The organism is Collinsella aerofaciens, assembly GCF_901212495.1.
Lineage (GTDB): Bacteria > Actinomycetota > Coriobacteriia > Coriobacteriales > Coriobacteriaceae > Collinsella > Collinsella aerofaciens_H.
Genome location: NZ_CAAKNY010000017.1, coordinates 43,759 through 65,657 on the forward strand (window position 1 = coordinate 43,759; position 21,899 = coordinate 65,657).

The following is a 21,899-nucleotide window of genomic DNA, read 5'->3' on the forward strand; positions in this document are numbered from 1 at the left end:
CCTAGTTCATCTTGGCCAGCGCCTTGCCCAGAATCGTATAGGACTCATCCCATTTGGCATTGGGCTTCGACATAAAATGCGCGCTGTCGAGCACCTTGTAGTTGCCTGCTTTAACGGCCGAGAGCTCGCCCCAGGCAGGATTGGACTCCACGGACTGCGTAAAGTTGCGCTCGGCGGCCTTTGTATCAGTGCCGACGGACAGCACAAAAATATAATCCGGATCGAGCGCGGCGATCGACTCGATGCTAAAGTCCGTGAGCGCACTCGAGTTCTCGTCGCACACGTTGGTCGCACCCAATTCCTTGACCATTGCGCCCGTCATACCGGTGGAATCCTGCGCGGTAACGCCCTTGGAGTACGAGCTCATCACCAGCACACGCGGCTTCTTGTCGGAAACGCTGTACTTTTTGACGGCCTTTTTAATCGAGGCCTGAACATCGAGGCCGTTCTTCTGATACAGGTCGTCGCGACCCGTGATGGCGGTAAAGATGCGGAGCATGCGCAGATAGTCGTCGAACGTGGCGACCTTAAAGAACGCACAGGGAATCTCGGACGCATCGAGGGCGCTCTTAAGGTCGGATTGCGAAACGCCCGTGGAGTGCTTGCCATCCGAAAGGCCGGTAGCGATCACAAAGTCAGGGTCCTGAGCCATGATGGACTCGAGCGACAACGACGTGGAACGGCCCACCGATGCCACCTTGTCGGCATCGACGCCGTAGTTCTCATAGGCATCGTCGGTCGCGGCGGCGAGCTTGCCGCCTGCGAGCTCCCAAGCGTTGGCAAAGCTGCCCATGCAGGCCACGACATGCTTAGGCTTCTTGACGGTAACGGTGTTGCCCAGGTCATCGGTAAAACTCACCGCGCCATCCGCGGCGATCTTAAGATCGACCGACTTGGCGACCTTATCGTCAGTCGAAGTCGAAGCCGAGGATTTGCCGGCGTCTGACGACTGGACAGCAGAGCTCGCTGAAGAACCGCTATTTGCCGAGGAACCGGTCGCGCCGCAGGCGCTTAAGCCCAGGCTCAAAACAGCGGCGAGCGCAAGCGTGGCACCGGCCATCATGGGTCGTATCAAATGGGTCTTCTTCATCGTTATACTTTCTGTTCTTTCTTCTCTTCTATTCGTTCGTGGCGAACAGCGCACGTGCATGGTGCGCATACAGTTCCCGTACGGCGGCAACCTCGCCCAGGCCACAATCGCAAAGCTGCGGGACATAGTCTGCAGCCGCGAGCACACTCGACCATGAGCGGTCATCCGAGCCACCGATATTCTTGAGCACATGGCGTCCGGCGGAAAGCATCAGCGGCACCAGCCGCACCGTCGAACCCGGTTCGGCAAGCCCGCGAACAACCTGCAGGGCAGCGCTTGGGCCATCCGACAGACAGGCCACCGCCAAGTCATCACGACCGGCGCGGGCAAACGCCGCTCCAAGCGACCCGTACGCATCAAAGGCGTCGCGGGGTCGCGCATAGTCGCTGCCCGCCGGCCCGCCAATGCCATGGCCTACAAAGAGGGTCACGGTCCCAGGCTTAGGCCGCCACTCCCCCATAAGCGCCGCGGCAAGACAATCCACATCCGTGGCATCGGACAGGAGCGGGGCACCGACAACGGCCTTCAGCCCCAAACGCTCGACAGCCGCACCCACGCGCTCGTGCAGGTTGGCTTGGGCCCATCCGTCGACAACCATACCGGACACGATGGCAACCCTGCGCGCGCCGGCGTCAGCGACCTGCTCCAGCACGCGCTCCAACTCGGGCGCAGGCTCACCACAGCGAGCCAAAAGCCGGCACACCGCCGGGCCACAAAAAGCCAGCTCGCACGGTACGTCAACGGCATCGGCCACCGCACGAAACGCGGGCTCGATCGCCGCCAAACGCGCCTGGGCACGCGTGGTGCCATAGGCGGCAAACACGACGGCGTCCACGCGAGCGCCGGCGCACGTTTCAATCGCAGCGCCGCCCACGCCTAACCCTCAACAACCTCGAGCGGCACGCGGGCAACCTGCTTGTCGTGTTCAACATGGAAGGCGTTGAGCACCAGATGCTCGGGATCCATCAGTGACAGGATCAGATACGCCGCCGTCGAGTCAAACGCCAGGCGCTTGTCCTCCTCGGAGGGACGCGACGGGCTCTCGGGATGCGAATGCCAGTTGCCGAGCATCTCCCAGCCATGGGCACGCGCGTCCTTAACGGCCGCGAGCTGCTCGCGCGGATCCATCGAAAAGTGCTCGTTACTCTCGTCGACATTGGTAAGCAGGTACACATGCTCGACGGTACCCACTGCCGCCTCACCCTCGCCGGCCACCGTGCCGGCAATCAGACCGCACGCCTCGTTGGGCAGACCCTCCTTGGCATGTGCCACGATACGGTCGTAATCCGCGGCCGCAAGCAGCAGCTTCTCCACGCGCGGCATCGCTACTCCCCCGCCTTCAGGCTCGCACCGTGCACGGCATCGGCACACTCGGGCTGCTCGTAGTCGATCAGCTCGGTGATGGTCGGATGCTCGCCGCAAATGGCGCAATTGGGGTCTGCCGGCGGCAGCTTGATGGTATGGAAATCGCCCGCCAGCGCATCGTAGGTGAGCAGCTTGCCGGTCAGCAGGTTGCCGATGCCCAAGATGTACTTAATGGCCTCGAGCGCCTCCAGGCAGCCGATGACACCCGCCATGGCGCCGATGACACCCGCCTGCTTGCACGTGGGCACGGCGTCCTTGGGCGGCATGGTCTTAAAGACGCAGCGATAGCACGGGCCCTCGCCCGGCACATAGGTCATGAGCTGGCCCTTAAAGCGGATGATGCCCGCATGCACAAAGGGCTTCTTGGCCATGACACAGGCGTCGTTGATGAGAAACTTCGTGGGGAAGTTGTCCACGCCGTCGATCACAAAGTCGTAGTCGGCGATCAGGTCGGCGATGTTGGTGGAGTCGACGAACTCCTGGTAGGTATTGACCGTGACGTCGGGGTTGATGTCCTCCATCGTCTCCTTGGCGCTTTCCACCTTGGGCTCGCCGATGTTGGACGTGGCATGGATCACCTGACGCTGCAGGTTGGAAAGGTCGACCTCGTCGGCATCGACAATACCGATGGTGCCCACGCCGGCAGCAGCCAGGTACAGGGCCGCCGGTGCGCCCAGGCCGCCGGCGCCAATGATAAGGACGCGGGCATTCAGGAGCTTCTTTTGCCCCTTGACGCCAACCTCCTTCAAGATGATGTGGCGCGAATAGCGCTCAAGCTGTTCATTCGAAAAAGCCATGCGATAGCTCCCTTAAAACTGAAGAGAGACGGGGATCGGCTAAAAACGTTCCAGGTGCCGCAGATGGGCCTGAAAGAGGAGCGCCGCGTACTTAAATGTACGCAAGCGACGGCTTGAGGGCCAAGGTGCGGTGCTTAGGGAACTTTTTTAGCAGCCACCGCCCATGAAGTAGAGAAACTCAACCGTGTCGCCATCGTTGAGCACGCGGCTGTCGAAGTCCTTGTGGTCCACGAACTCGTCGTTGACCGACACGGTCACGTACTCGGGCGTCTCGACATTCTCGGCCGCCACGAGCTGCGTCACGGTCAGGCCCTCGTCGTATTCTTTCTGCTTGCCGCCGACATTGATCTTCATGATTGGCATCCTTCCTACCAAGTAATTACGTATCCGAGCCCTTGCAGACCCGCTCAGACAGGGCCCTAGGCGAGCGCCCCATCGATAAACTCCTCGAGCTCTTTGAGCGCCTTAAAGCCCACCGTGCGGCCGGCCTCCTTGCCGCCCTGGAACAGTACGAGCGTGGGCGCCGCCATGACGCCGTTGTCTACGGCCACCTGCGTGTCGAAATTGATGTTGACCTTCACCACGTCGAGCTCGCCGGCGCGGGTCTCCTCCAGCTTTGCCAGCTGCGGGTTTAAGCGCTTGCACGGAATGCAGGTATCCGAATAAAAATCAACGAGCACCGGCTTGTCCGCCTTGAGTACGCGCTCCTCAAACGAAGCGGCATCGATTCTCTCTGCCATCGTCAGCCTCCCTACTCGTCCACGAGTTTCTTAACGTACAGGTCAAACGTGCCCTCGTCCGACGGCGCCAGGCGCAGCACCTGCTGGCCGTCATCCTTAAGCGAGCGCGGCACGTTTTGCATGGGCTCGCCCTCGTTGAGGTGCACCTTGAGCACCTGGCCGATCTCGAGCTCCTCGATGGCGGCCTTCGCGCGCACAAACGTCATGGGGCAGACGGCGTCGGTGATATCGACCTCGTCGTCAAATGCAATCTCTTCCTGGGCCATGGAGGCCTCCTTCCCTAAGCAGCATGGGCTCGGCCCCGCCGCGTCAACTTATTTATCGGTGCCGATCAGCGGCTTGATGGGCTCGCCCGGCTTGGGCGCATGCTCGTTGTAGGCAGCGGTCACGGCCTCGACCATGCCCTCCCAGCCCTCGCGATCGAGCGTGAACTTAAAGCGATCGCCGGCCTTGGCGTGGTCGTCGAACCACTGGATCGCGGCATCCGCCACGGCGATGAGCTGCTCGTCGTTCTCGATGGGCGGAAGGAACGACTTGGCCTTGGTAATGTGGTTGCCAAACAGGCCGCCAAAGCACACGTTGTAGACCGGCTGGGTCTCCCAAGCGTCGACCGGGCACTTCTGCGAGCACTTGCCGCAGCTTGCGCACTTGTCGTAGTCCACCGTGAGCGTCTCGCCGTCGTCGCTGATGGCGCCAAACGAGCACACCTTGGAGCAGATGCCGCAGTGGATGCACGCGTCGGGAACCCAGGTGACCTTGCGGCCGCCCTTGATGCCCATGTCGTTCTCCTCGGCCTTCAGGCAGTTGTTTTGGCAACCGGTCACGCCGAATTTAAACTTACCGGGCAGGTCGCGGCCAAAATAGCGCTCGTCGAGCTCGTTGGCGACGGCAAAGCTGTCGATGTTGCCCGAAGGACACGACACGCAGCCCTGGCAGCCCGTCACCGTGCGGACGCGCGCGCCGCAGCAACCCGGCTCCACGCCGCCCTGCGCGAGCACGGCCTTGACCTCCTCGGCATCCTCCACGTTGATCCAGGGAATCTCGATGGACTGGCGACTTGTGTTGTGGATATAGCCGTGACCGTACTTTTCGGCCACCTCAGCCACGACACGCAGCTGCTCGGCCGTCATATGCCCGGCCACCACGCGCAGGCGAAGGCTGTAGTACCCCTTCTGCTTCTGCGCCATAAAACCACCCTTTTTGAGTGCGGCATTGTTTATCTTTGCCATACCAGTTCCCCTTCTATGCTTGATCGGCGGCGGTGAGCGACCGCTCGAAATCCTCGATAAGGTCGGCGAGGTCCTCGATCCCGATCGATAGGCGAATCGTATCGGGCCACACGCCTGCCGCCTGTTGCTCCTGCGGCGAATTGTCGGCGAAAACAGTTGTCGCAGGATGCGTGATGAGCGTCTTGGTGTCGCCGATGTTGCTTACGCGCAGCGGCAACTTGACGCCGTTGATAACCTTGAACGCACGCTCCTGGGAGCCCACGCGGATCGACATGAGCGCGCCAAAGCCGCGGCCGCCAAACTGACGCGCGGCCACGTCATGACCTGGGTGCGAGGGCAGACCCGGATAGTCGACCTCGACATCGTGGCCGCTCGACGCGAACCATTCGGCAAGGCCTTGGGCGTTCGCGCAGGCGCGCTCCATGCGCAGGGCGAGCGTCTCGATGCCCGTACAGTTGAGAAACGCGTTTTGCGGCGACAGGCACGCGCCGGTATCGCGGAACAGTCCCTGGCGCAGCTTGACCGTATAGGCCATGTTGCGAAACTTGGCCCACTTGGCCATGGACGGGTAGCGCTGCGGATCCCACGGACCGCGGCCCGAATCGATCACCACGCCGCTGATGGCATTGCTGTGACCGTTGATGTACTTGCTCGAGGACTCAACGACCACGTCGGCACCCAGGTCGAGCGGGCGACACAGATACGGCGTCGCCACGGTGTTGTCGACCACCAGGCCAATGCCGTGCACGTGGGCGACCTCGGCAATAGCGGCGATATCGAGCACTTCGAGCTTGGGATTCGAGATGGTCTCGGCAAAGACGAGCTTGGTGTGCTCGTCAATCGCCTGCTCCAGCGTGTCCGGTGTCAGCTCGGAAACATAGACGGTCTCGATACCAAAGTCGCGCAGACTTTCGAACAGCTCGAGCGTGCCGCCGTACAGGCAGGCACCCGCCACGATCTTGTCCCCCGCGCGCAGCACGTTGGAGACGGCGTTGAAGATCGCCGCCATGCCCGAGGCGGTGGCGACGGCCGCAAAGCCGCCCTCCAGCGCCGCCATGCGACGCTCGAACGCCGCAACGGTGGGGTTGCCCAGGCGCGTATACACGTAGCCCGGCGCACGCCCGCCTGCCACCGCGGCGTGACGCTCCTCCTCATCGAACGCATAGGCGCTCGTCTGGTAGATCGGCGGCGTCGTCGACTCCACGGCGAACGGCTCGCGGCGGCGCGCGTGGAGCAGCGCCGTCTCAAAGCGCATGCCGTCGATGCGCTCGTCGCTCGGTTCGGTCATCCTCAATCGCCCCCTCATTGTGCGAACAATTTGCTTGGCGCACCATTCTGCTACAAATCCTACCAACCGTATAGGTTAAATAACGTATTCGGGTCCCTTTTGTTTCGACTTGATGAAATGGTCGTACACACGTTTCTTGTACCAGGCAAAGTCGGCGCTGCCGCGGTCGCGCGGGCGGCCCAGCTGCACCTCGACGATCTCCTCGATCTTGCCGGGTCGGCTCGACATGACCACGATACGGTCGGCCAGGTACACGGCCTCCTCGATATCGTGGGTCACCATGGCCATAGTGCCGCCCTGCTCGGCGTGGATGCGCAGCAGCTCCTCCTGCAGCTCCATCTTGGTAAAGGCATCGAGAGCGCCAAAGGGCTCGTCGAGCAGCAGAATCTCGGGATTAGTCGCCAAGGCGCGGGCGATGGCGGCGCGCTGCGACATGCCACCCGAAAGCTGTGCCGGGTACGCGTCCGCGAACTCTTCCAGGTCGACGGTCTTGAGCAGGCGGCTCGAGATCTGGGAGCGCTCGGAATCGGAACGTCCGCGCAGGCCAAACTCAATGTTGTCGCGGATGCTCATCCAGGGAAACAGACGGTGCTCCTGAAAGATCATGGTTCGGTCGGGGCCGGGGCCGGTCACAGGCTTGCCGTCGAGCGCGACGGTACCCGTCGTGGGATGCTCGAGTCCGGCGATGATCTTGAGCAGCGTGGACTTGCCGCAGCCGGAGTGGCCCACGATGACCAAAAACTCGCCGGCGCGGATATCAAGGTCGATATGGTCGAGCACGTGGCGCGTCTCGCCCTTGATGGAAAAGTCCTTGTTAAGGTCTGCAATCGAAAGCTCGTGAGACATCATGCCCTCCTAGTTCTTCTTCTGCTGCCAGGGCGTGGCGATCTTGGCGATCACGCCGAGCACCATATCCATCAGGACGCCGGCGACGGCGATGACGATGATGCCGGCAAAGACGATGGAGTAATCCATAAGTGTGCGGGCGTCGTTGATCCGAAAGCCGATGCCCGAGCTCGCGGCGATCATCTCGGAGCCGACGACGGCCATCCAGGCTATGCCGAGGGCGAGTTTGAGGCCCACAAAGATCGAGGGAAGGGCACTCGGCAGATAGATCTGGCGGAACATCTGCCAACCCGGGAGGCGATACATGCGACCGACCTCCACGAGCTTGGGATCGCAGCGCTCGATGCCGTCGATGGTGTTGACCAGCACGGGGAAGAAGCTCGCCAAGAAGATGACCGCGACCTTGGACTCCTCGCCAATGCCAAACCAGATCACCAGCAACGGCACCCAGGCCATCATCGGAATCTGGCGCACGGCCTTAAAGGCGAGCGAGAAGAACTTGTGGGCCGAGGCGCTCATGCCCATGACCACGCCAAAGAAGACGCCGGCGACCACGGCGATGGCATAGCCCTCGAGGATGCGAACCACGCTGATGGCAAGGTCGCCCTTAAAGGTGCCGGTCGTGAGCTGCTGCACGAGCGTCGACACGACCGAGGAGATCGTGGGCAGCACCACCGTGGAGAGGAGGCCCGTACTGGTAGCCACATGCCAAGCGACAAGCACCCACAGCGGCAAGATGAGCGCGAACAGCGTGTCGACGATACGAACGGCAGGCGCCGGGTCGGCGGCGGAACCGTTGGAGCCCAAGCGGCGACGCAGGTTGCGGCGAGCGATAACGATGCCAACCGTGATGACCGCCGCGACGATGACCACCGGAAGCGCGCCGATCAGTCCCTGGATAACCTCGGCCTGCTTGCGGGCCGCGCGGTCCTCGGGGCTCGCCACGCTTGCGGCAATCACGCTCGTCGCGAGCTTGGTGCCGTCCGTGCCCTTGCCGTCCGATCCATATTCCTCAATCGCCTGCTTCAGGGCGCTCGAATCCGCCCATGCCTCGATATCGACCTCGCTTTGGATGATCTTGTTATCGAGCTCAAACTGCTGGACGTTTTTCATGGCGGCGAGCATGTCGTCCGAAAGCGATGCGGGACGAAGGGTCTTCTGGTCGGCCACGTTTTGCGCCTTGATGACCTCGATGGGGTTGCCCGATTTCTCGGACGAGAGCTTTATAAAGCCCTCCGGGTCGGCAATGACGTCAGCACGCGCCTTGAGCAGCGCTTTGAGAATTGCCACCGACACATCCTGGTGGTCTTTGGCATATGCTGTGCGACCAATCAGAACCGTGGGCTCAAAATACGTGGAGGAATCGGCCTTGGCGCCATCGTGCAGGACCTTGACCAGACCTTCATTGGCAAGCTGCGTCTCTTGTCCGCCGCTCACCACCGCAGCATCCACACCGCCCGAAGCAAGCGTCGACAAGCCGTCGGGAAGCGAGGCATTGACTGGCACGATGTCATCAAAGGTGAGCCCTGCCTCAGCCAGCACACGCACCAGGTACATCTGCGGCGTGGCACCGCGCATGTAGGCAACCTTTTTGCCCTTCAGGTCTTTGAGGCTCTTAATGCCCGAGCTCTTAGAGACGACGAGACGCCAGCCCGAACCAAAATCAGTCACGGCGAGCAGCGTGGTGTCGATACCCTTCGACTTGCCGAGAATGCCCGCAAAACCCGCGTAATCGACGTAATCGAGGTCACCGGAGCTCAGGGCCTCATGAAGCGCGGGCGCCGCACCGACAAATCCCGCCACCTCGGCTTTGTATCCGAGCGGCTCCAGATACTCATCGAGATAGCCCTTGGTTTCGGCCACGCCGAGCAGACCGCTTGCAAAGTTATTGCCGCTCGAGGGAAAGCCGATGCGGACCGTCTTGGTCGGCGCATCAGCCGCCTTGGCCTGAACGGGCAGTGCGATAAAAGCTGTCGCTGCGACAGCCAGCACGAACAGGAATGCGCACATACGGCGCTTCCAATCGACGCTGTGTACACCCCTTGTAATCGTGTCCTGCGATGTCATGAGCAATGCCCCTTCCCCAGCACGGACGCGGCGGATCCGCGTCTCCTTCGTTGCTTAAGTTCGGCATTATATCCTTTTATCCTACTAGGTTTATAGGGAAAATAGCCTGACACCCCTATCAGAACAGCGCGACCGGCTATCGCAATTCCAGATACCCCGGCACACCAATTGATCCCTTGGGGACGGAGGAAAAGGGCCCCGGCCGAAAATTCGACCGGGGCCCTTGGACAGAGCTATATGTTGCTGCAAGTCGTGTGTCTACGAGCTACTCCTCGACGAGCTCAAACTGATCGGGACCGACGCCGCACACCGGGCACACGTAGTCCTCGGGCAGCTCGGGCGTGTCGACCTCAACCTCGTAACCGCAAACGACGCACACAAACTTATACGTCTTCTTTTCCTCAGCCATGATGTTCTCCTCTCGAACGCGACTGGTGATGTACTTCATTTATTAGTATAGATTCTCAATAATATAATGCAAGTATTTTTAAAACATTTCTAGCCTTGATACGATGAAGCCTTGGGCGGCGTCTTGCCCTTCAAGACCTTGTGATAGTAGCCGTACGTCAGCGGCGTCTCGTCGCCCAGGCGCTCGGCATCCTCGACCTCGCCGATAAACAGTAGATGCGTGCCCACATCCACAGTGTCGATCAAACGGCAGCTAAACAGGGCTGCCGCGTGCTCGGGCACATAGGGCATACCGAGGGCAGTCTCGCGGGTCTCGTACTTGGCAAACTTGTCGTAGTCGCTGCTGGTGCGGAACCCAAAGTTACCGATGTAGAGCATGTCGGCGGTTTGATCGATCACGGTCAGCGCGAACGCTTTGGCCGATGCGATGACGCCCGAGGTAACGTTGTCCTTGTTCACGGCAACCGAAATTCGCGGTGGCATGGACGTCACCTGCACCGCCGTGTTGATGACGCAGCCGGCGCGCAGCCCATCTGCTGCGGCGCTCACCACGTACAGACCGCTCGGCATGGTAAAGAACGCAGTTTTGTCCATAACGATCACTCCCCTAACCCGGGCTGGAACCTCATTGATGTATGTACCCACAAAAAAGGCGATACCCATAACGGGCGCCGCCCCGTACACATATGTGCCAAGATTGTAGGTCAGCCAAATCCCTCCACCAAGTTGCGGTGAAATAGGGATTGAATAGCCCCTCAAACAGGCAAAACAGTCCGTATTCCACCGCAACTTATGAAGGGTGGTCAGCGGTTGCGCTCCTTGAGGGCGCGGTCGATCTCGCGCTGGACATCGCGCTTGGCCATATCCTCGCGTTTGTCGTAAAGCTTCTTGCCGCGGCCTAGGCCCAGCAGCAGCTTTACGCGGCCGTCGGTATTAAAGTAGAGTTCCAGCGGCACCAGGGCAGAGCCGCGATTACGTAGCTTACCGTCGAGAAAGTCAATCTCCTTGCGGTGCAGCAGCAGACGACGACGGCGATCAGGGTCGCGGTTCCACACGCCACCATGGCTATAAGGGTGAATATGCAGGCCCACGAGCCAGCACTCGCCGCCACGAATCAGCGCAAAGGTGTCGGTGATCTGGCACGCGCGCTCGCGAATCGACTTGACCTCGGTGCCACTCAGCTCAATGCCGCACTCAAAGGTCTCATCGATAAAATACTCGTGGTGTGCCGAGCGATTCTTGGAGATGAGCTTGCGCTCGCGCTTACTGGGCATCGCCGACCTCCTTGGTTCCATCGACGTTTGAGCCCGCGGCGTCGCGCTTTGCCTTGCGCTCGGCATTGAGCTCGGCGTCGCTCTCGCGCACCAGTTTGATAATCGCCGCACAGGCCTCCTCGCCCACCAAGTCGCGAGCACGCACCGTCAGACGCGTCGCCTCCTGCTTGTCGCCGTCGCTTGCAGCATCGGTCGCGCACATAATCAGGCAGATGGCAATCTCGGCCGAAGGCGAGGTCGGCACGCCTTGCAGGGACAGTTCACCCATCACGTGGTCGTCGCTCTCATCGGCGGCATCCGGATAGGCAGTATGGATCTTGTTGAGCAGGCGTGTCGTGTGCATATCGTTGGGTGCTAAGCGCAGTGCCAGACGAGCACAGCCCACGGCCGCCGAGACATTCTCGGTCTCGGGCTCCAAGAAGTACTGACCTAGATTGGCGTAAGCGCGGGCGGCGCACTTGCCATCGCTTGCACGCTCCAGCACCGAGAACGAGAGCGATGCCCATTCCTGCTTGTCCTCGAGTGCGCGGAACAGCTCGGCCAAATCTAAGCGATAGTTGCAGTTCATGGGGTCCCAACGCACAGCCTGCATCAGGGCATTACGAGCGCTCACATAATCCTGCTGGCGAATGTAGGCAAACGCCATGTCAGAGTACAGGCGGTCAAACGGCACCTCGACCTGCACGAGCTCGCGCGGATCCTTCTCCACGCGGCGATAGGCCAAGCGCTCAAACTTGCTGTCGAAGCTAAAGTATTGGCGCTTCTCCTCCGTCTTGCACTCGGCGTCGATATACTCCTCGGCAAGCTCCACCAGGCGCTCCAACAGCGGCGTCGCCGTAGCCAGGTCGCCCTGCGCCAGATAGTTCTCGGCATACGTGATGTCTTGCAAGCTGATGGGCAGATCCATGGCTACTCCTCGATCTGAGCGAAACACGGCAGGCGCCGTATATACGGTCGATACACAAAACCCGGGTCTCTTGCGAGGCCCGGGCGTTCATTTGTGGGTAGCCCGTACCAGATTCGAACTGGTGATCTCCGCCTTGAGAGGGCGGCGTCCTAAACCGCTAGACGAACGGGCCATATGTAGCAAATGCAATGGCTGGGATGGAGGGAGTCGAACCCCCATTGACGGAACCAGAATCCGCTGTCCTGCCATTAGACGACATCCCAATGACTGCATTGCTGCGCTCGGCTGTGCCTTTGCGCAAGAAAGAAATATACGGGAAGTCCCGCCATGACGCAAGCCCCAATTTTGACTTTTTTGAAATTCGGTCAAATTGGCCTAATTTCGTCCAACCCGTGAAGGACCTGTGAAGCCGACCGCTGTACATGAAGGGCAAAACGCCGCGAGCGGTAGCCGTCAACCGTTGGCAGATTCTACCGCGAAAACGATAGCATCAGGCAACACAATCGAAGTATCAATGATCGCGTAGATATCGAGGCGCCATGGACGAAGAGCTTGATTACCTATGGGAGACCCTGGGGCTCGAGATCACTGCTGAACTTTGGCCCGAACGGGACAAAATCCATCCCACACTGCGCCCCGCCATCACGGTAGTGCAGGCAAACTACCGCCGCGCCTCATTTTTGATCATGCGAACGTCATGGCATGCGGCGCTCCCCGACCTCAAGCGCATCCAGGCAAGCCTCGTCGAGCTATCCGGCATGCCGACCGTCATATCCGAGACGAACCTGGAGCGGCGGCAGCGCGAGTGCCTGCAGCGGCAACGGATTCCGTTTATCTGCCCCGGCATTCAGGCATACCTGCCCTTTATGGACGAAGAGTACTGGAGCGACACGTCCGACACGTACGTAAAGACCTACGACCCACACGAATGGGCGCAGCTGGAGGACTGACTGGGGCAGGCCCGCCGGCGGAAAGCGCGTCCCAGATTTTAAGCTCAAACTGGTCTCCACTTTCCCGTAGAGCCTCCAACCGGAAACCGTGTCCCAGAACCAGCGCTCAAAACGGGACGCGCTTTCCACAGTTGCTACAGCAGCGCCTCGGCCCAGGCTGCTTCCTTAAAGCCCGGAATCGCAAAGTCATCGCCCACCAGCAGCGGGCGCTTAACCAGCATACCGTCAGTCGCCAGTAGCTCGTAGCATTCCTGGTCCGTCATACCCGCATCCAGGCGCGCCTTCAGGCCCAGCTCTCGATACTTCATGCCCGACGAGTTAAAGAAACGACGTACCGGCAGCCCCGAACGTGCAACCCAGGTCGCAAGTTCATCGGCCGCGGGATTGTCCGTAACGATATCGCGGTCGATATACTCAACCCCATGTTCGTCCAGCCATGCCTTGGCCTTTTTACAGGTCGAGCACTTGGGATATTCAACAAACAGTACGGTCATGGGAATCCTCCGAATATAGATCGGCCAACGCAGGTACACACCATACAAGGCGCCTTCGCATCATGGAGCAATTGTAGCCCACGGGTCACACGCTAAACAAACCGTACCCCAAAGCCTCGCTTAACGAACGGCAGCAACTCCATCGCTTCGGGCGCAATATGGCCTACAACGTTCATGCGCTCGTCGCCGGGAAGATCGACCCGCGCAATCTCAAGCTCGCCTTCGTAGCGCCCATAGCCGCTATTGCTCACAGCGATCGACCCCGTCTTTCGCGGCAGGCCGGCACCGGTATCCGTCGGCACGGAATCCGGCTTAAGCGTCGTGCGCGACTCCTGAGACCTAAAAATAAGGGCGCTCGAGTCAGGTCGATCGTGATGGACTTGCCCCAACAAATAGGAGTATCCGGGGTCGAGCTGGCACGGCATGTCAACATATCCAGCGGAAATCTGGGCAAACTGTGCCCAACCCGCATCGGAAAGATCGGGGTCACCGACCAAAACAATGTCGCAATCGGCGCCATGTGCGAGCTCAAGCATGTTGAGGGCAACCTTTGACGCGCGACCGCGCTGCGCCTCAACCGTCGGCAAGCCCTCGAATACCGGCCCGCGAACGTTGGCATCACCCGGCACAAAAGCCATGATTTCGAAGCCAAGGGCCGCAAGACGAAGATTCGTCCGAGCAATGTCCTCCAGAGCTAAACCGGTATAGGGCTTGGGATAAAAATTGTGGCAGGCGGCACAACGGGTCACATCGGCGCCGGCTTCTCGCCACGATGCGATTTCATCAGGACTCACCGTCGATGCATTGACCACGATGCGAAATACACCGGACAGCTCCGCGACCCGCTGGGGACTAAAGCCATAATCCAGGCGCAGGTACTCCAGTCCCAGATCACGCAAGTCCTCCATGCGCTCAAGGCCCAGCAGATCGCATGTGCGCGGCCCCACATCGGCAATGAGCGCAATACCGCGAGCGGAAAGCAGCGACAGCACCTGGCGAACCTTATCGGCATACGCCGCTCCCCCATCCTCGGGAATATGCAGCGAGGTAAACGCATAGCGCGCACCCGCCGCGGCACCAAGCTCGATCGTCCGCTCGATATCCTGCAGAGGACTGGAAAGATAGATAGAAATACCCGTTCTCACGCTTCGATTCTCCTTTAAAAAGGCCGGCGGAGCAGTTAGCCCCGCCGGCACAACCATAGCATCAAGCGATCTGCGGCACGTCAAGACGCTCGAATGACATAGCGCGCAGCATCAGGCTACTCGCCAAAGAACTCGTTGATCTTCTGCTCGTCGACGCCGAAGAACCACGTCAGGACAAAGCCGGCGGCATAGGCAAGCAGCATGGCGGCAACATAGCCGAGCTGCTGGCCGGGAACGACGATCAGCAGGCCAAACAGACCGGAAACGCCCTGAGAAACCGTGCCGATGTGAAGCAGCGCCGCGAGCGCGCCACCAAATCCGGCGCCCAGGCAGGCCGTCACAAACGGGCGGACAAGCGGCAGCGTAACAGCATACATCAGAGGCTCGCCAACGCCCAGGATACCAACGGGAATGGACTCTGCAACGTACTTCTTGAGCTTGGCGTTCTTGGTCTTAAAGTACAGCGCCAGACCGGCACCGACCTGGCCGCCGCCAGCCATCATAAGGATGGGCAGCAGGTAGTTGATGCCCTTGGTAGCGCCCTCGGGATCGTTGAGCATAGCGTGGATCGGCGTAAGTGCCTGATGCAGGCCGACGGACACCAGCGGCAAGAAGCCTGCCGACAGGATATAGCCGCCCAGAACGCCCAGCTTCTCGAAGATAAAGGTCAAAACGCTAAAGATGGCAGTCGTTAGCCATGCGCCAACCGGCTGGATGACGAGCATCAGAGCAAAGGCGCCGATGATGAGCACCAGCAGCGGAGACAGGAATGTATCGAGCGCGTTGGGCATAACCTTGCGAATCTGACGCTCCATCCAGGCAAAAAATGCGCCAGCGATGAGAGCCGCGATCATGCCGCCCGCGGCGGGATTGTACTGTGCATTGGTGAGCGGCAGCAGAATAGCGGTGCTGGGATCGGCGGCACCAGGCGCAAGCAGGGGCATAGCGCTGTTGGCGATACACATCATGCCGGCGATACCGCCCAGTGCAGCGGAGCCACCAAACTCGCGCGCCGCGTTATAGCCCACCAAGATGGGCAGATAGGCGAAGAGGGCCCAGCCCATGGAACGAATGCCCTGATACCACCATTCGCCTGCAAGCGCGCCTGCCGTCGAGACATTGATGACGTTGCAGATACCGTTGATGAGGCCAGCCGCAATGATACCGGGAAGCAGGGCGACGAAGACGTTGGAAATCTTCTTAAGGAAGGCCTGAACCGGTTTGGTCTCGTACTTGGCCTTCTGCGCGGCCTTGTTTGTGGCCGCAGCGTCAACCACACTCTCGTCAGCAACGCCTTTCGCAAGGCCGGTGAGCTTGGAAAATTCCTCGAGCACCTTATTCACCTTGCCCGGACCCAGCACGATCTGCATCGTGTCGTCCTCAACAAGGCCCATCACGCCGTCGAGTGCCTTAATACCCTCCGCGTCGACGTTGCCCGCGTCTTTGACGGTCACACGCAGGCGCGTCATGCACGCCGCGTTTGCCAGCACGTTGTCTTTACCGCCCAAAAGGTCCAGCAGCTTTTGCGCCAGCTCTTTGTTCGTCATAACTCCTCCTTGTATCGGGTATCTCTTCTGGATGTCACATCTGCTTACGCCGTGCACCTATTGGGCATCGGCATTGCCTTTCTCATGGCCACTCACCGCAGCACGGACATGGCCGCGCGCCCGCCCAAGAGCTACCGCAGCCTGCTCGGTATCGCAGTCCAGCAGCACCGAGACAATAGCGTTTTTTACGTGCCCACCGGCATCTGCAAGCGCCTGAACAGCGCGCTCGCGCGTGCAGCCGGTCGCCTCCATCACGATGTTCTGGCCGCGCACCACCAACTTCTCGTTCGTCTGCTGTACGTCGACCATCAGGTTTTGGTATACCTTGCCGATCTTGACCATGGCACCGGTCGAAATCATGTTGAGAATGAGCTTTTGGACCGTTCCCGCCTTGAGCCTCGTCGAGCCGGTCAGCACCTCGGGACCGGGCACGGGCTCAATGGCAAGATCTGCGCTCTCCCCGATCTTCGACCCTTGGTTACAGGCAATTGCAATGGTCTTGCACCCAGTTGCCTTGGCGTACACAAGGCCGCCCACCACATAGGGAGTACGACCGCTTGCCGCCAGGCCAACGACAAGATCCTTGTCCGAGAGTCCACGCTCCCGCAGGTCGCCCGCACCAAGCTCCTCGCTGTCTTCGGCACCTTCGACAGCCTTGATAAACGCCGTCTCGCCTCCGGCAATGAGCCCGACAATCAGATCGGGTGACACGCCAAACGTGGGCGGGCACTCCGAAGCGTCGAGCACGCCCAGACGACCGCTGGTGCCTGCACCCATGTAAAAGACGCGCCCGCCGCGCTCGAGTGCCTCGGCAGCCCAGTCGATTGCTGTGGCAACCTGGGGCAACACTTTCGTGACCGACTGGACGGCACGAAGATCCTCATCGTTCATCGTCGTGACGATTTGCAGCGATGTCATCGTATCGAGGTCCATTGACCTAAGATTGCGCTGTTCGGTCGTGAATTTTGTTAAATCGAGCATTTCATTCACCTCATCTTTCCTGTTTCTCGATGTAGTTTTGCTTAATGACATGCTTCGCCCGCTCGTAGTCGCTGGCAACGTAAGCAGCGTACAGGGCATCGACAACCATAAGCTGGGCCATACGCGAAGCCATGGCACCGCTGCGGACCAAGGGCTCACTCGCGGCGACGCCGAGCACGGCATCGGCCATGGTGGCAAGCTTGGACGATCCATCTACTTTGGTCACGGCCACAACGGGGCAGTTGTGACGTTGAGCCTCGACGGTGCAGTCCAGCACCTCTCGCGTCAAGCCCGAGTAGCTAAAGGCGATTGCCATATCGCCCTCATGCATGTTCTTGGCACACAGAAGCTGATCATGCCAGTCGTCGTACAGATGGCACACTTTGTCAACACGCATGAGCTTTTGCGCCAGATCGTGCGCGACCAAACGAGAGGCACCGATACCGAACAGATTGACCGCGCGTGCCCGCTTAAGATGGGCCGCGCATCGCTCCAAGACGCTGTAATCGAGCGTTCGCGCCGTCGCCTCGATCGTGCGCACGTTGCTTTTCATCACCTTCCCCACGATACGTTCGACGCCGTCGTCCATGGAGATGTCCTCGAGGGCAACGTCTTTCTTATCACCCAAGAGCGCCAGTTCGGCGATCAGTTCGCGCTGGAACTCCTTGTAACCCGCAAAACCCAAGCGCTTGCAAAAGCGCAAAATGCTCGAGGGCGAGGAGAACGTGGCATCGGCAAGACCGCGGACGGACAGCCCGACCACCTCGTGCGGATGAGCGCTTACGTATGCGATGACATTGCGTTCCGCCGGGCTCGCGCTGAGCTCACGTTCACGAAGCCGCAAAAGCAATCCGTTTGCCATCTCAAACACCTCCGTTGAGAAGAATTAAAGACCAACGAACGATTCGTACCGGATATAAACAGCTTTTACGGTACATTGTGCCGCATCGTGGCGCACAAAGGGCGAGCGTTCTACCGCTCGCCCCTCAAATCCGACCGCTCGGAAATACGCGCGACACAAAATAATTCAACGAGGTCGCATGATCAGAAACGGGTTTGTTACCGGTTAGCGCCTCGCATGGGCGCCGATGGGGCGCGTCACGTGGTGCACCCATGCGGAGACCAGCAATACCAACAGCATGGCGGTGACATAGCCCGCGGCATCGAAGCCCAGGTCGATCATGTCGAAATGACGACCAGGAACAAAGATCTTGTGCACTTGGTCACCGACAGAGCAGACGGCGCAAAAGAGCGCAGCGAGTACGTACCGGAATCGCGCGCATGGCAGGCGCTCGCCCAGGCATGCCACGGTCGCCGAAGCTAACAGTCCGACAAAGAAGAACTCAACGGTATGTGCGACGCGACGAATGTTGGCACCCATCCACAGACGAACGGGCGCAAGCGGGTCGGGATGAACGGTGGCAGTCGTTGAATCCGCGCCCTCGACGGCATCCCCCGCCTGGGACTCCTGCGCGGCGTCGGGCCGCACGTCCGCGGCCCGTCCCTCCACCACGCGCGCAGTGGACTCGCTGAGCGACGACGTCTGCTCCACGTTTTGCTCCGTCAGTATCCAAATACTTGTCAGCGTCACGACCAGCAGGACAACCGAAATCCATCCGACTATGTGCTTCACACGCGCCAAGGGCTAACCTCCGTCATTTTTTGAGCAGCAGCGAGTGTACCCCCAAATGCAGTTGTCTCTGTAGCGAAATCCAAAATGTTCGAATTGGGGTGCCAAAGGGCCGTGGCGCCCCTACTCCATCTCGCGCATCCAGCGATCGAAGGTCCCCACGCACACGCCTAGCCGCTTTGCCGCCTGACTCCGCGTGATATCACCCGCCTCATAGGTAACGCGCACCAGATCGAATTGCGGAGGACAGGGCTTGCGGGGCCGGCCAAAGCGCACGCCGCGCGCTCGCGCCGCCGCAATGCCCTCGGCTTGGCGCCGATGAATGTTCTCGCGCTCCACCTGCGCCACATAGCTCAGCAGCTGCAAAACAATATCGGCAATCAAGGCACTCGTCACGTCTGACCCACCACAGTCTCTGGCGCGCGTGTCGAGCAATGGCATGTCCAGCACCACGATGGCGGCGCCGAGCTCTTTGGTTATGCACCGCCATTCCTCGAGGATCTCGCTGTAGTTACGGCCCAGCCGGTCAATGGAAAGTACCACCAGCACATCACCGGAATCCAACGCGCACAGCAGCTCGCGATACCGCGGTCGATCGAAGTCCTTGCCGCTCGCATGATCGGCAAAGATATTCGCCGGTTCCACGCCATAGGCGCCCAGCGCATCCAGCTGCCGATTCAGATTCTGATCACGCGAGCTCACCCGCGCATACCCGTACACCGTTGTCATCTCATCCCCGCTCTCTCGTAAACCTCCCAAAAGGGAACAGGTTTATTTTGGTAGGTTTTATCTCCCCTATAGCAGGCGGAAGACGCAAGCGCACGAGCGGCAAGACGATTGATGCGCCACAAAAAAGGCGGCCCCAAAAGACCGCCCCGTTCTCTATCAATCAGCAAATTCCGGCTAATGAATAAGCCTGAAATCCAAGTGCCCGCGCGTGGTGTTGACGCGCGAGACCTCGATGATCACGCGCTGCCCCAGCTCATAGCGAGTCCCCGTGTCGGCGCCCGTGAGCGTGAGCGCGTCCTCATCGAACTCGAGCCACTCGTTGCCCAGACTCTTGATCGAAACCAAACCCTCAACCTGTGTCAGATCCAGGCGCACAAAAAGGCCCATGCTGCTGACCCACGAGATCGTTCCGGCGTAGCGCTCACCCAGGCGGTCCTCGTAGTACTGGGCGATCTTGATCTTTTGCGTCGCATGGCTGGCGGCGTCGGCCGCACGCTCGGCATCGCTGCACGCGCGGCAGATTTGCGGCAGGATGCGCGGCAGGGACTCGCGGCCCTTACCGATCAGCCGCGGCGTACGCACCAAGGCGTCCTTGCCGCCCAGCCGCTCGTAGGCCAGCTGCAGCTTGAGTACGCGATGCACCACCAGGTCGGAATAGCGGCGAATGGGACTCGTAAAGTGGCAATAGCACGGCGCGGCAAGTGCAAAGTGGCCCTCGTTGCGCGGCTTGTACAGTGCACGCTGCATACTGCGCAGCAGCAACGTGTTGACGAGCGGCGCGTTGGCCGTACCGGCTGCGGCATCAACCGCCGCCTGCAGCTCGTCGGGGCTTCCCAGAGCAATGCCTGCCGCGCGACGGTCATCGATGATACCCAGCTGTGCCAGCGCCACGGCGGCACCGTGCAGGCTGTCGGGGCTGGGATCGTCGTGCACGCGATAGCAGGCCTCGATATCGCGGTCGGCCAGCCACTCCGCCACGCACTCGTTGGCCAGCAGCATGGCTTCCTCAATCAGCGACGTGGCGCACGAGCGCTCACGGGCCACGATCTGCACGGGCACGCCATCCCTGTCCAACAGCGCACGGATCTCGGCCGTATCAAAGTCGACCGAACCGCGCGCACGGCGAATACGACGGCGAAGCTCGGCGAGCTCGTTGGCGGCTACGAGGAAATCCCCCAAGTCGACGTTATAGCCGCGGGCGGTTTTCTCGCACGCAAGCCCGCGCTCGAGCGCTTCCTCGCGCGAGGCTTCAACCGCGGCAACATCCTCGGCGGCACCCTCCAGCACCGAATACTCCACCGCACGGGCACGTACCAGCAGCGCCTCGGCACCGTCGTAGTCCATGCGCACGCGCGAGCGGATCACGCTGGGATAGGGATCGTAATGGCGCACGCGACCCTGCGCGTCGAGCTCAATGTCGACGGTAAACGCCAGGCGGTCCTCGTCGGGACGCAGCGAGCACAAATCGTTCGACAGGCGCTCGGGCAACATGGGCAGCACGCGATCGGCAAGATACACCGACGTCGTGCGATGGCGGGCCTCCAGATCGATATGTCCGTCCCAGGCGACATAGTGCGAAACGTCGGCAATATGGACACCCAGCTTGTAGCCACCCTCGGGCGTGCGCTTCAGCGAGATGGCGTCGTCAAAGTCGCGCGCGTCGACCGGGTCAATCGTAATGACAAAGCGGTCGCGCAGGTCTCGGCGAAGCGGGTCCTTGAGTGCCGAGGCCACATCGAGCGAAAGTGCCTCGGCGTCGGCTAGCGCGGCCTCGGGATACGTATCGGTATAGCCATAGCGCGCCATCACATACTGAACGCCCAAATCGGGCGCATCATCGCCGCCAATACGGCGCTCGATCGTCACGGTGCCCGATTCCAGGCGCGTCGGATATGTCAGAATGCGAGCGACGACCGCATCACCCGGATGAACGCCCAAGCGCTCCGCCGAGGTGTCCTCCGGCAGAATAAAGAAATCGGCCTTAAGGCGAGAGTCAAGCGAATCGATCACCCCGAGCGGGCCGGCGGTCTGGTACGTGCCCACCACACTCATGGCCGCACGCTCGACGACGCCCTCGATTACGGCGCGTCGCTCGCCATGTGGGCTGTTCTTAATGCTCACGGCAACGGTATCGCCGTCCATAATCTCGCGCTTGCCGCGGCCCATGACCTTGTAGTCGCCGTTTTCGGTTACAACGTAGGCACTATGCTCATGGAGCTGCACGCGTCCGGTCAGACTCGGGCGACGCTCGCTGCGCACCGGCCCGCGCTTATTGCGAGCTCCACGCTTATGCTTGTTATTGCGCCCCATGGCGCCTCCTTACTATCGATGGCCGTTTACACCCCAAGAGTCTACCCAAATGATCCCGAGGGGACGGCAGGATTGCGGGTCACATAGATAGACCAGCGCCAC

The 21,899-nt window shown here is 60.5% G+C and carries 24 protein-coding genes and 2 tRNA genes; 1 reads left to right on the forward strand and 25 read right to left on the reverse strand.

What is annotated here, in order from left to right:
* Position 1: 1 nt before the first annotated feature.
* The 17 genes from SFLMC1_RS01325 to SFLMC1_RS01405 form a co-directional block, all read right to left on the reverse strand.
* Positions 2–1,090, reverse strand: a complete 1,089-nt coding sequence (locus tag SFLMC1_RS01325; RefSeq protein ID WP_152073573.1) for an ABC transporter substrate-binding protein — start codon at positions 1,088–1,090, stop codon at positions 2–4.
* A 28-nt stretch (positions 1,091–1,118) separates the two neighbouring features.
* Complete coding sequence (locus tag SFLMC1_RS01330; protein WP_152073572.1) at positions 1,119–1,964, reverse strand: sirohydrochlorin cobaltochelatase; 846 nt, start codon at positions 1,962–1,964, stop codon at positions 1,119–1,121.
* Between the two features lie 2 nt (positions 1,965–1,966).
* On the reverse strand, positions 1,967–2,413 hold the full coding sequence (locus SFLMC1_RS01335) for a M67 family metallopeptidase (protein WP_152073571.1): 447 nt from the start codon (positions 2,411–2,413) through the stop codon (positions 1,967–1,969).
* 2 nt (positions 2,414–2,415) lie between these two features.
* Positions 2,416–3,252 carry a thiazole biosynthesis adenylyltransferase ThiF gene (gene thiF / locus SFLMC1_RS01340; RefSeq protein WP_152073570.1) on the reverse strand — a complete coding sequence of 279 codons (837 nt, stop codon included), beginning with the start codon at positions 3,250–3,252 and terminating at the stop codon, positions 2,416–2,418.
* Positions 3,253–3,399: 147 nt separating this feature from the next.
* Positions 3,400–3,606 carry a sulfur carrier protein ThiS gene (gene thiS / locus SFLMC1_RS01345; protein ID WP_152073569.1) on the reverse strand — a complete coding sequence of 69 codons (207 nt, stop codon included), beginning with the start codon at positions 3,604–3,606 and terminating at the stop codon, positions 3,400–3,402.
* Between the two features lie 65 nt (positions 3,607–3,671).
* Positions 3,672–3,992, reverse strand: coding sequence for a thioredoxin family protein (locus SFLMC1_RS01350; protein ID WP_152073568.1), 321 nt, complete (start codon positions 3,990–3,992; stop codon positions 3,672–3,674).
* Positions 3,993–4,003: 11 nt separating this feature from the next.
* Entirely contained in the window at positions 4,004–4,258 is a 255-nt protein-coding gene (locus SFLMC1_RS01355) for a sulfurtransferase TusA family protein (protein ID WP_152073567.1), read from the reverse strand.
* A 48-nt stretch (positions 4,259–4,306) separates the two neighbouring features.
* On the reverse strand, positions 4,307–5,221 hold the full coding sequence (locus SFLMC1_RS01360; RefSeq protein WP_152073566.1) for a 4Fe-4S binding protein: 915 nt from the start codon (positions 5,219–5,221) through the stop codon (positions 4,307–4,309).
* Positions 5,222–5,234: 13 nt separating this feature from the next.
* Entirely contained in the window at positions 5,235–6,509 is a 1,275-nt protein-coding gene (locus SFLMC1_RS01365; RefSeq protein WP_222838009.1) for an O-acetylhomoserine aminocarboxypropyltransferase/cysteine synthase family protein, read from the reverse strand.
* 75 nt (positions 6,510–6,584) lie between these two features.
* Positions 6,585–7,355, reverse strand: coding sequence for an ABC transporter ATP-binding protein (locus SFLMC1_RS01370; protein ID WP_222838010.1), 771 nt, complete (start codon positions 7,353–7,355; stop codon positions 6,585–6,587).
* Positions 7,356–7,364: 9 nt separating this feature from the next.
* Entirely contained in the window at positions 7,365–9,422 is a 2,058-nt protein-coding gene (locus SFLMC1_RS01375; RefSeq protein WP_152073564.1) for an ABC transporter permease subunit, read from the reverse strand.
* Between the two features lie 265 nt (positions 9,423–9,687).
* The gene (locus SFLMC1_RS01380; protein ID WP_055251878.1) at positions 9,688–9,831 is read right to left on the reverse strand and encodes a rubredoxin-like domain-containing protein; all 144 of its coding nucleotides are present in this window, start codon (positions 9,829–9,831) and stop codon (positions 9,688–9,690) included.
* Positions 9,832–9,920: 89 nt separating this feature from the next.
* Complete coding sequence (locus tag SFLMC1_RS01385; RefSeq protein ID WP_152073563.1) at positions 9,921–10,424, reverse strand: flavin reductase family protein; 504 nt, start codon at positions 10,422–10,424, stop codon at positions 9,921–9,923.
* A gap of 209 nt (positions 10,425–10,633) precedes the next feature.
* Positions 10,634–11,104 carry an SsrA-binding protein SmpB gene (smpB, locus tag SFLMC1_RS01390; protein ID WP_152073562.1) on the reverse strand — a complete coding sequence of 157 codons (471 nt, stop codon included), beginning with the start codon at positions 11,102–11,104 and terminating at the stop codon, positions 10,634–10,636.
* Positions 11,094–12,011 (reverse strand): hypothetical protein, encoded by a 918-nt coding sequence (locus SFLMC1_RS01395; RefSeq protein ID WP_152073561.1) that lies wholly within the window; start codon positions 12,009–12,011, stop codon positions 11,094–11,096. Before SFLMC1_RS01395 ends, smpB begins: the two co-directional genes overlap by 11 nt.
* Before the next feature lie 98 nt (positions 12,012–12,109).
* Positions 12,110–12,183 (reverse strand) — tRNA-Glu (locus SFLMC1_RS01400).
* 17 nt (positions 12,184–12,200) lie between these two features.
* Positions 12,201–12,274, reverse strand: a tRNA-Gln gene (locus SFLMC1_RS01405).
* 276 nt (positions 12,275–12,550) lie between these two features.
* On the opposite strand from SFLMC1_RS01405, the gene SFLMC1_RS01410 reads away from it, so the two are divergent.
* Complete coding sequence (locus SFLMC1_RS01410) at positions 12,551–12,961, forward strand: hypothetical protein (RefSeq protein WP_152073560.1); 411 nt, start codon at positions 12,551–12,553, stop codon at positions 12,959–12,961.
* Between the two features lie 134 nt (positions 12,962–13,095).
* Here the strand turns inward: SFLMC1_RS01410 and SFLMC1_RS01415 are convergent, their stop codons facing one another.
* From SFLMC1_RS01415 to SFLMC1_RS01450, 8 genes are all read right to left on the reverse strand, one after another.
* The gene (locus tag SFLMC1_RS01415; protein ID WP_152073559.1) at positions 13,096–13,455 is read right to left on the reverse strand and encodes an arsenate reductase family protein; all 360 of its coding nucleotides are present in this window, start codon (positions 13,453–13,455) and stop codon (positions 13,096–13,098) included.
* Between the two features lie 92 nt (positions 13,456–13,547).
* Complete coding sequence (locus SFLMC1_RS01420) at positions 13,548–14,600, reverse strand: MupG family TIM beta-alpha barrel fold protein (protein WP_152073558.1); 1,053 nt, start codon at positions 14,598–14,600, stop codon at positions 13,548–13,550.
* Positions 14,601–14,716: 116 nt separating this feature from the next.
* Positions 14,717–16,147: a PTS transporter subunit EIIC gene (locus SFLMC1_RS01425; protein ID WP_152073557.1), complete on the reverse strand. Its 1,431-nt coding sequence runs from the start codon at positions 16,145–16,147 to the stop codon at positions 14,717–14,719.
* 57 nt (positions 16,148–16,204) lie between these two features.
* Entirely contained in the window at positions 16,205–17,128 is a 924-nt protein-coding gene (murQ, locus tag SFLMC1_RS01430; protein WP_152073556.1) for an N-acetylmuramic acid 6-phosphate etherase, read from the reverse strand.
* A 10-nt stretch (positions 17,129–17,138) separates the two neighbouring features.
* Entirely contained in the window at positions 17,139–17,990 is an 852-nt protein-coding gene (locus SFLMC1_RS01435; protein WP_152073555.1) for a MurR/RpiR family transcriptional regulator, read from the reverse strand.
* A gap of 204 nt (positions 17,991–18,194) precedes the next feature.
* Entirely contained in the window at positions 18,195–18,761 is a 567-nt protein-coding gene (locus SFLMC1_RS01440) for a VanZ family protein (protein WP_226814225.1), read from the reverse strand.
* A 120-nt stretch (positions 18,762–18,881) separates the two neighbouring features.
* Positions 18,882–19,487, reverse strand: a complete 606-nt coding sequence (locus tag SFLMC1_RS01445; protein ID WP_152073553.1) for a recombinase family protein — start codon at positions 19,485–19,487, stop codon at positions 18,882–18,884.
* Positions 19,488–19,661: 174 nt separating this feature from the next.
* On the reverse strand, positions 19,662–21,797 hold the full coding sequence (locus SFLMC1_RS01450; RefSeq protein ID WP_152073552.1) for a ribonuclease R family protein: 2,136 nt from the start codon (positions 21,795–21,797) through the stop codon (positions 19,662–19,664).
* Between the last annotated feature and the right edge of the window lie 102 nt (positions 21,798–21,899).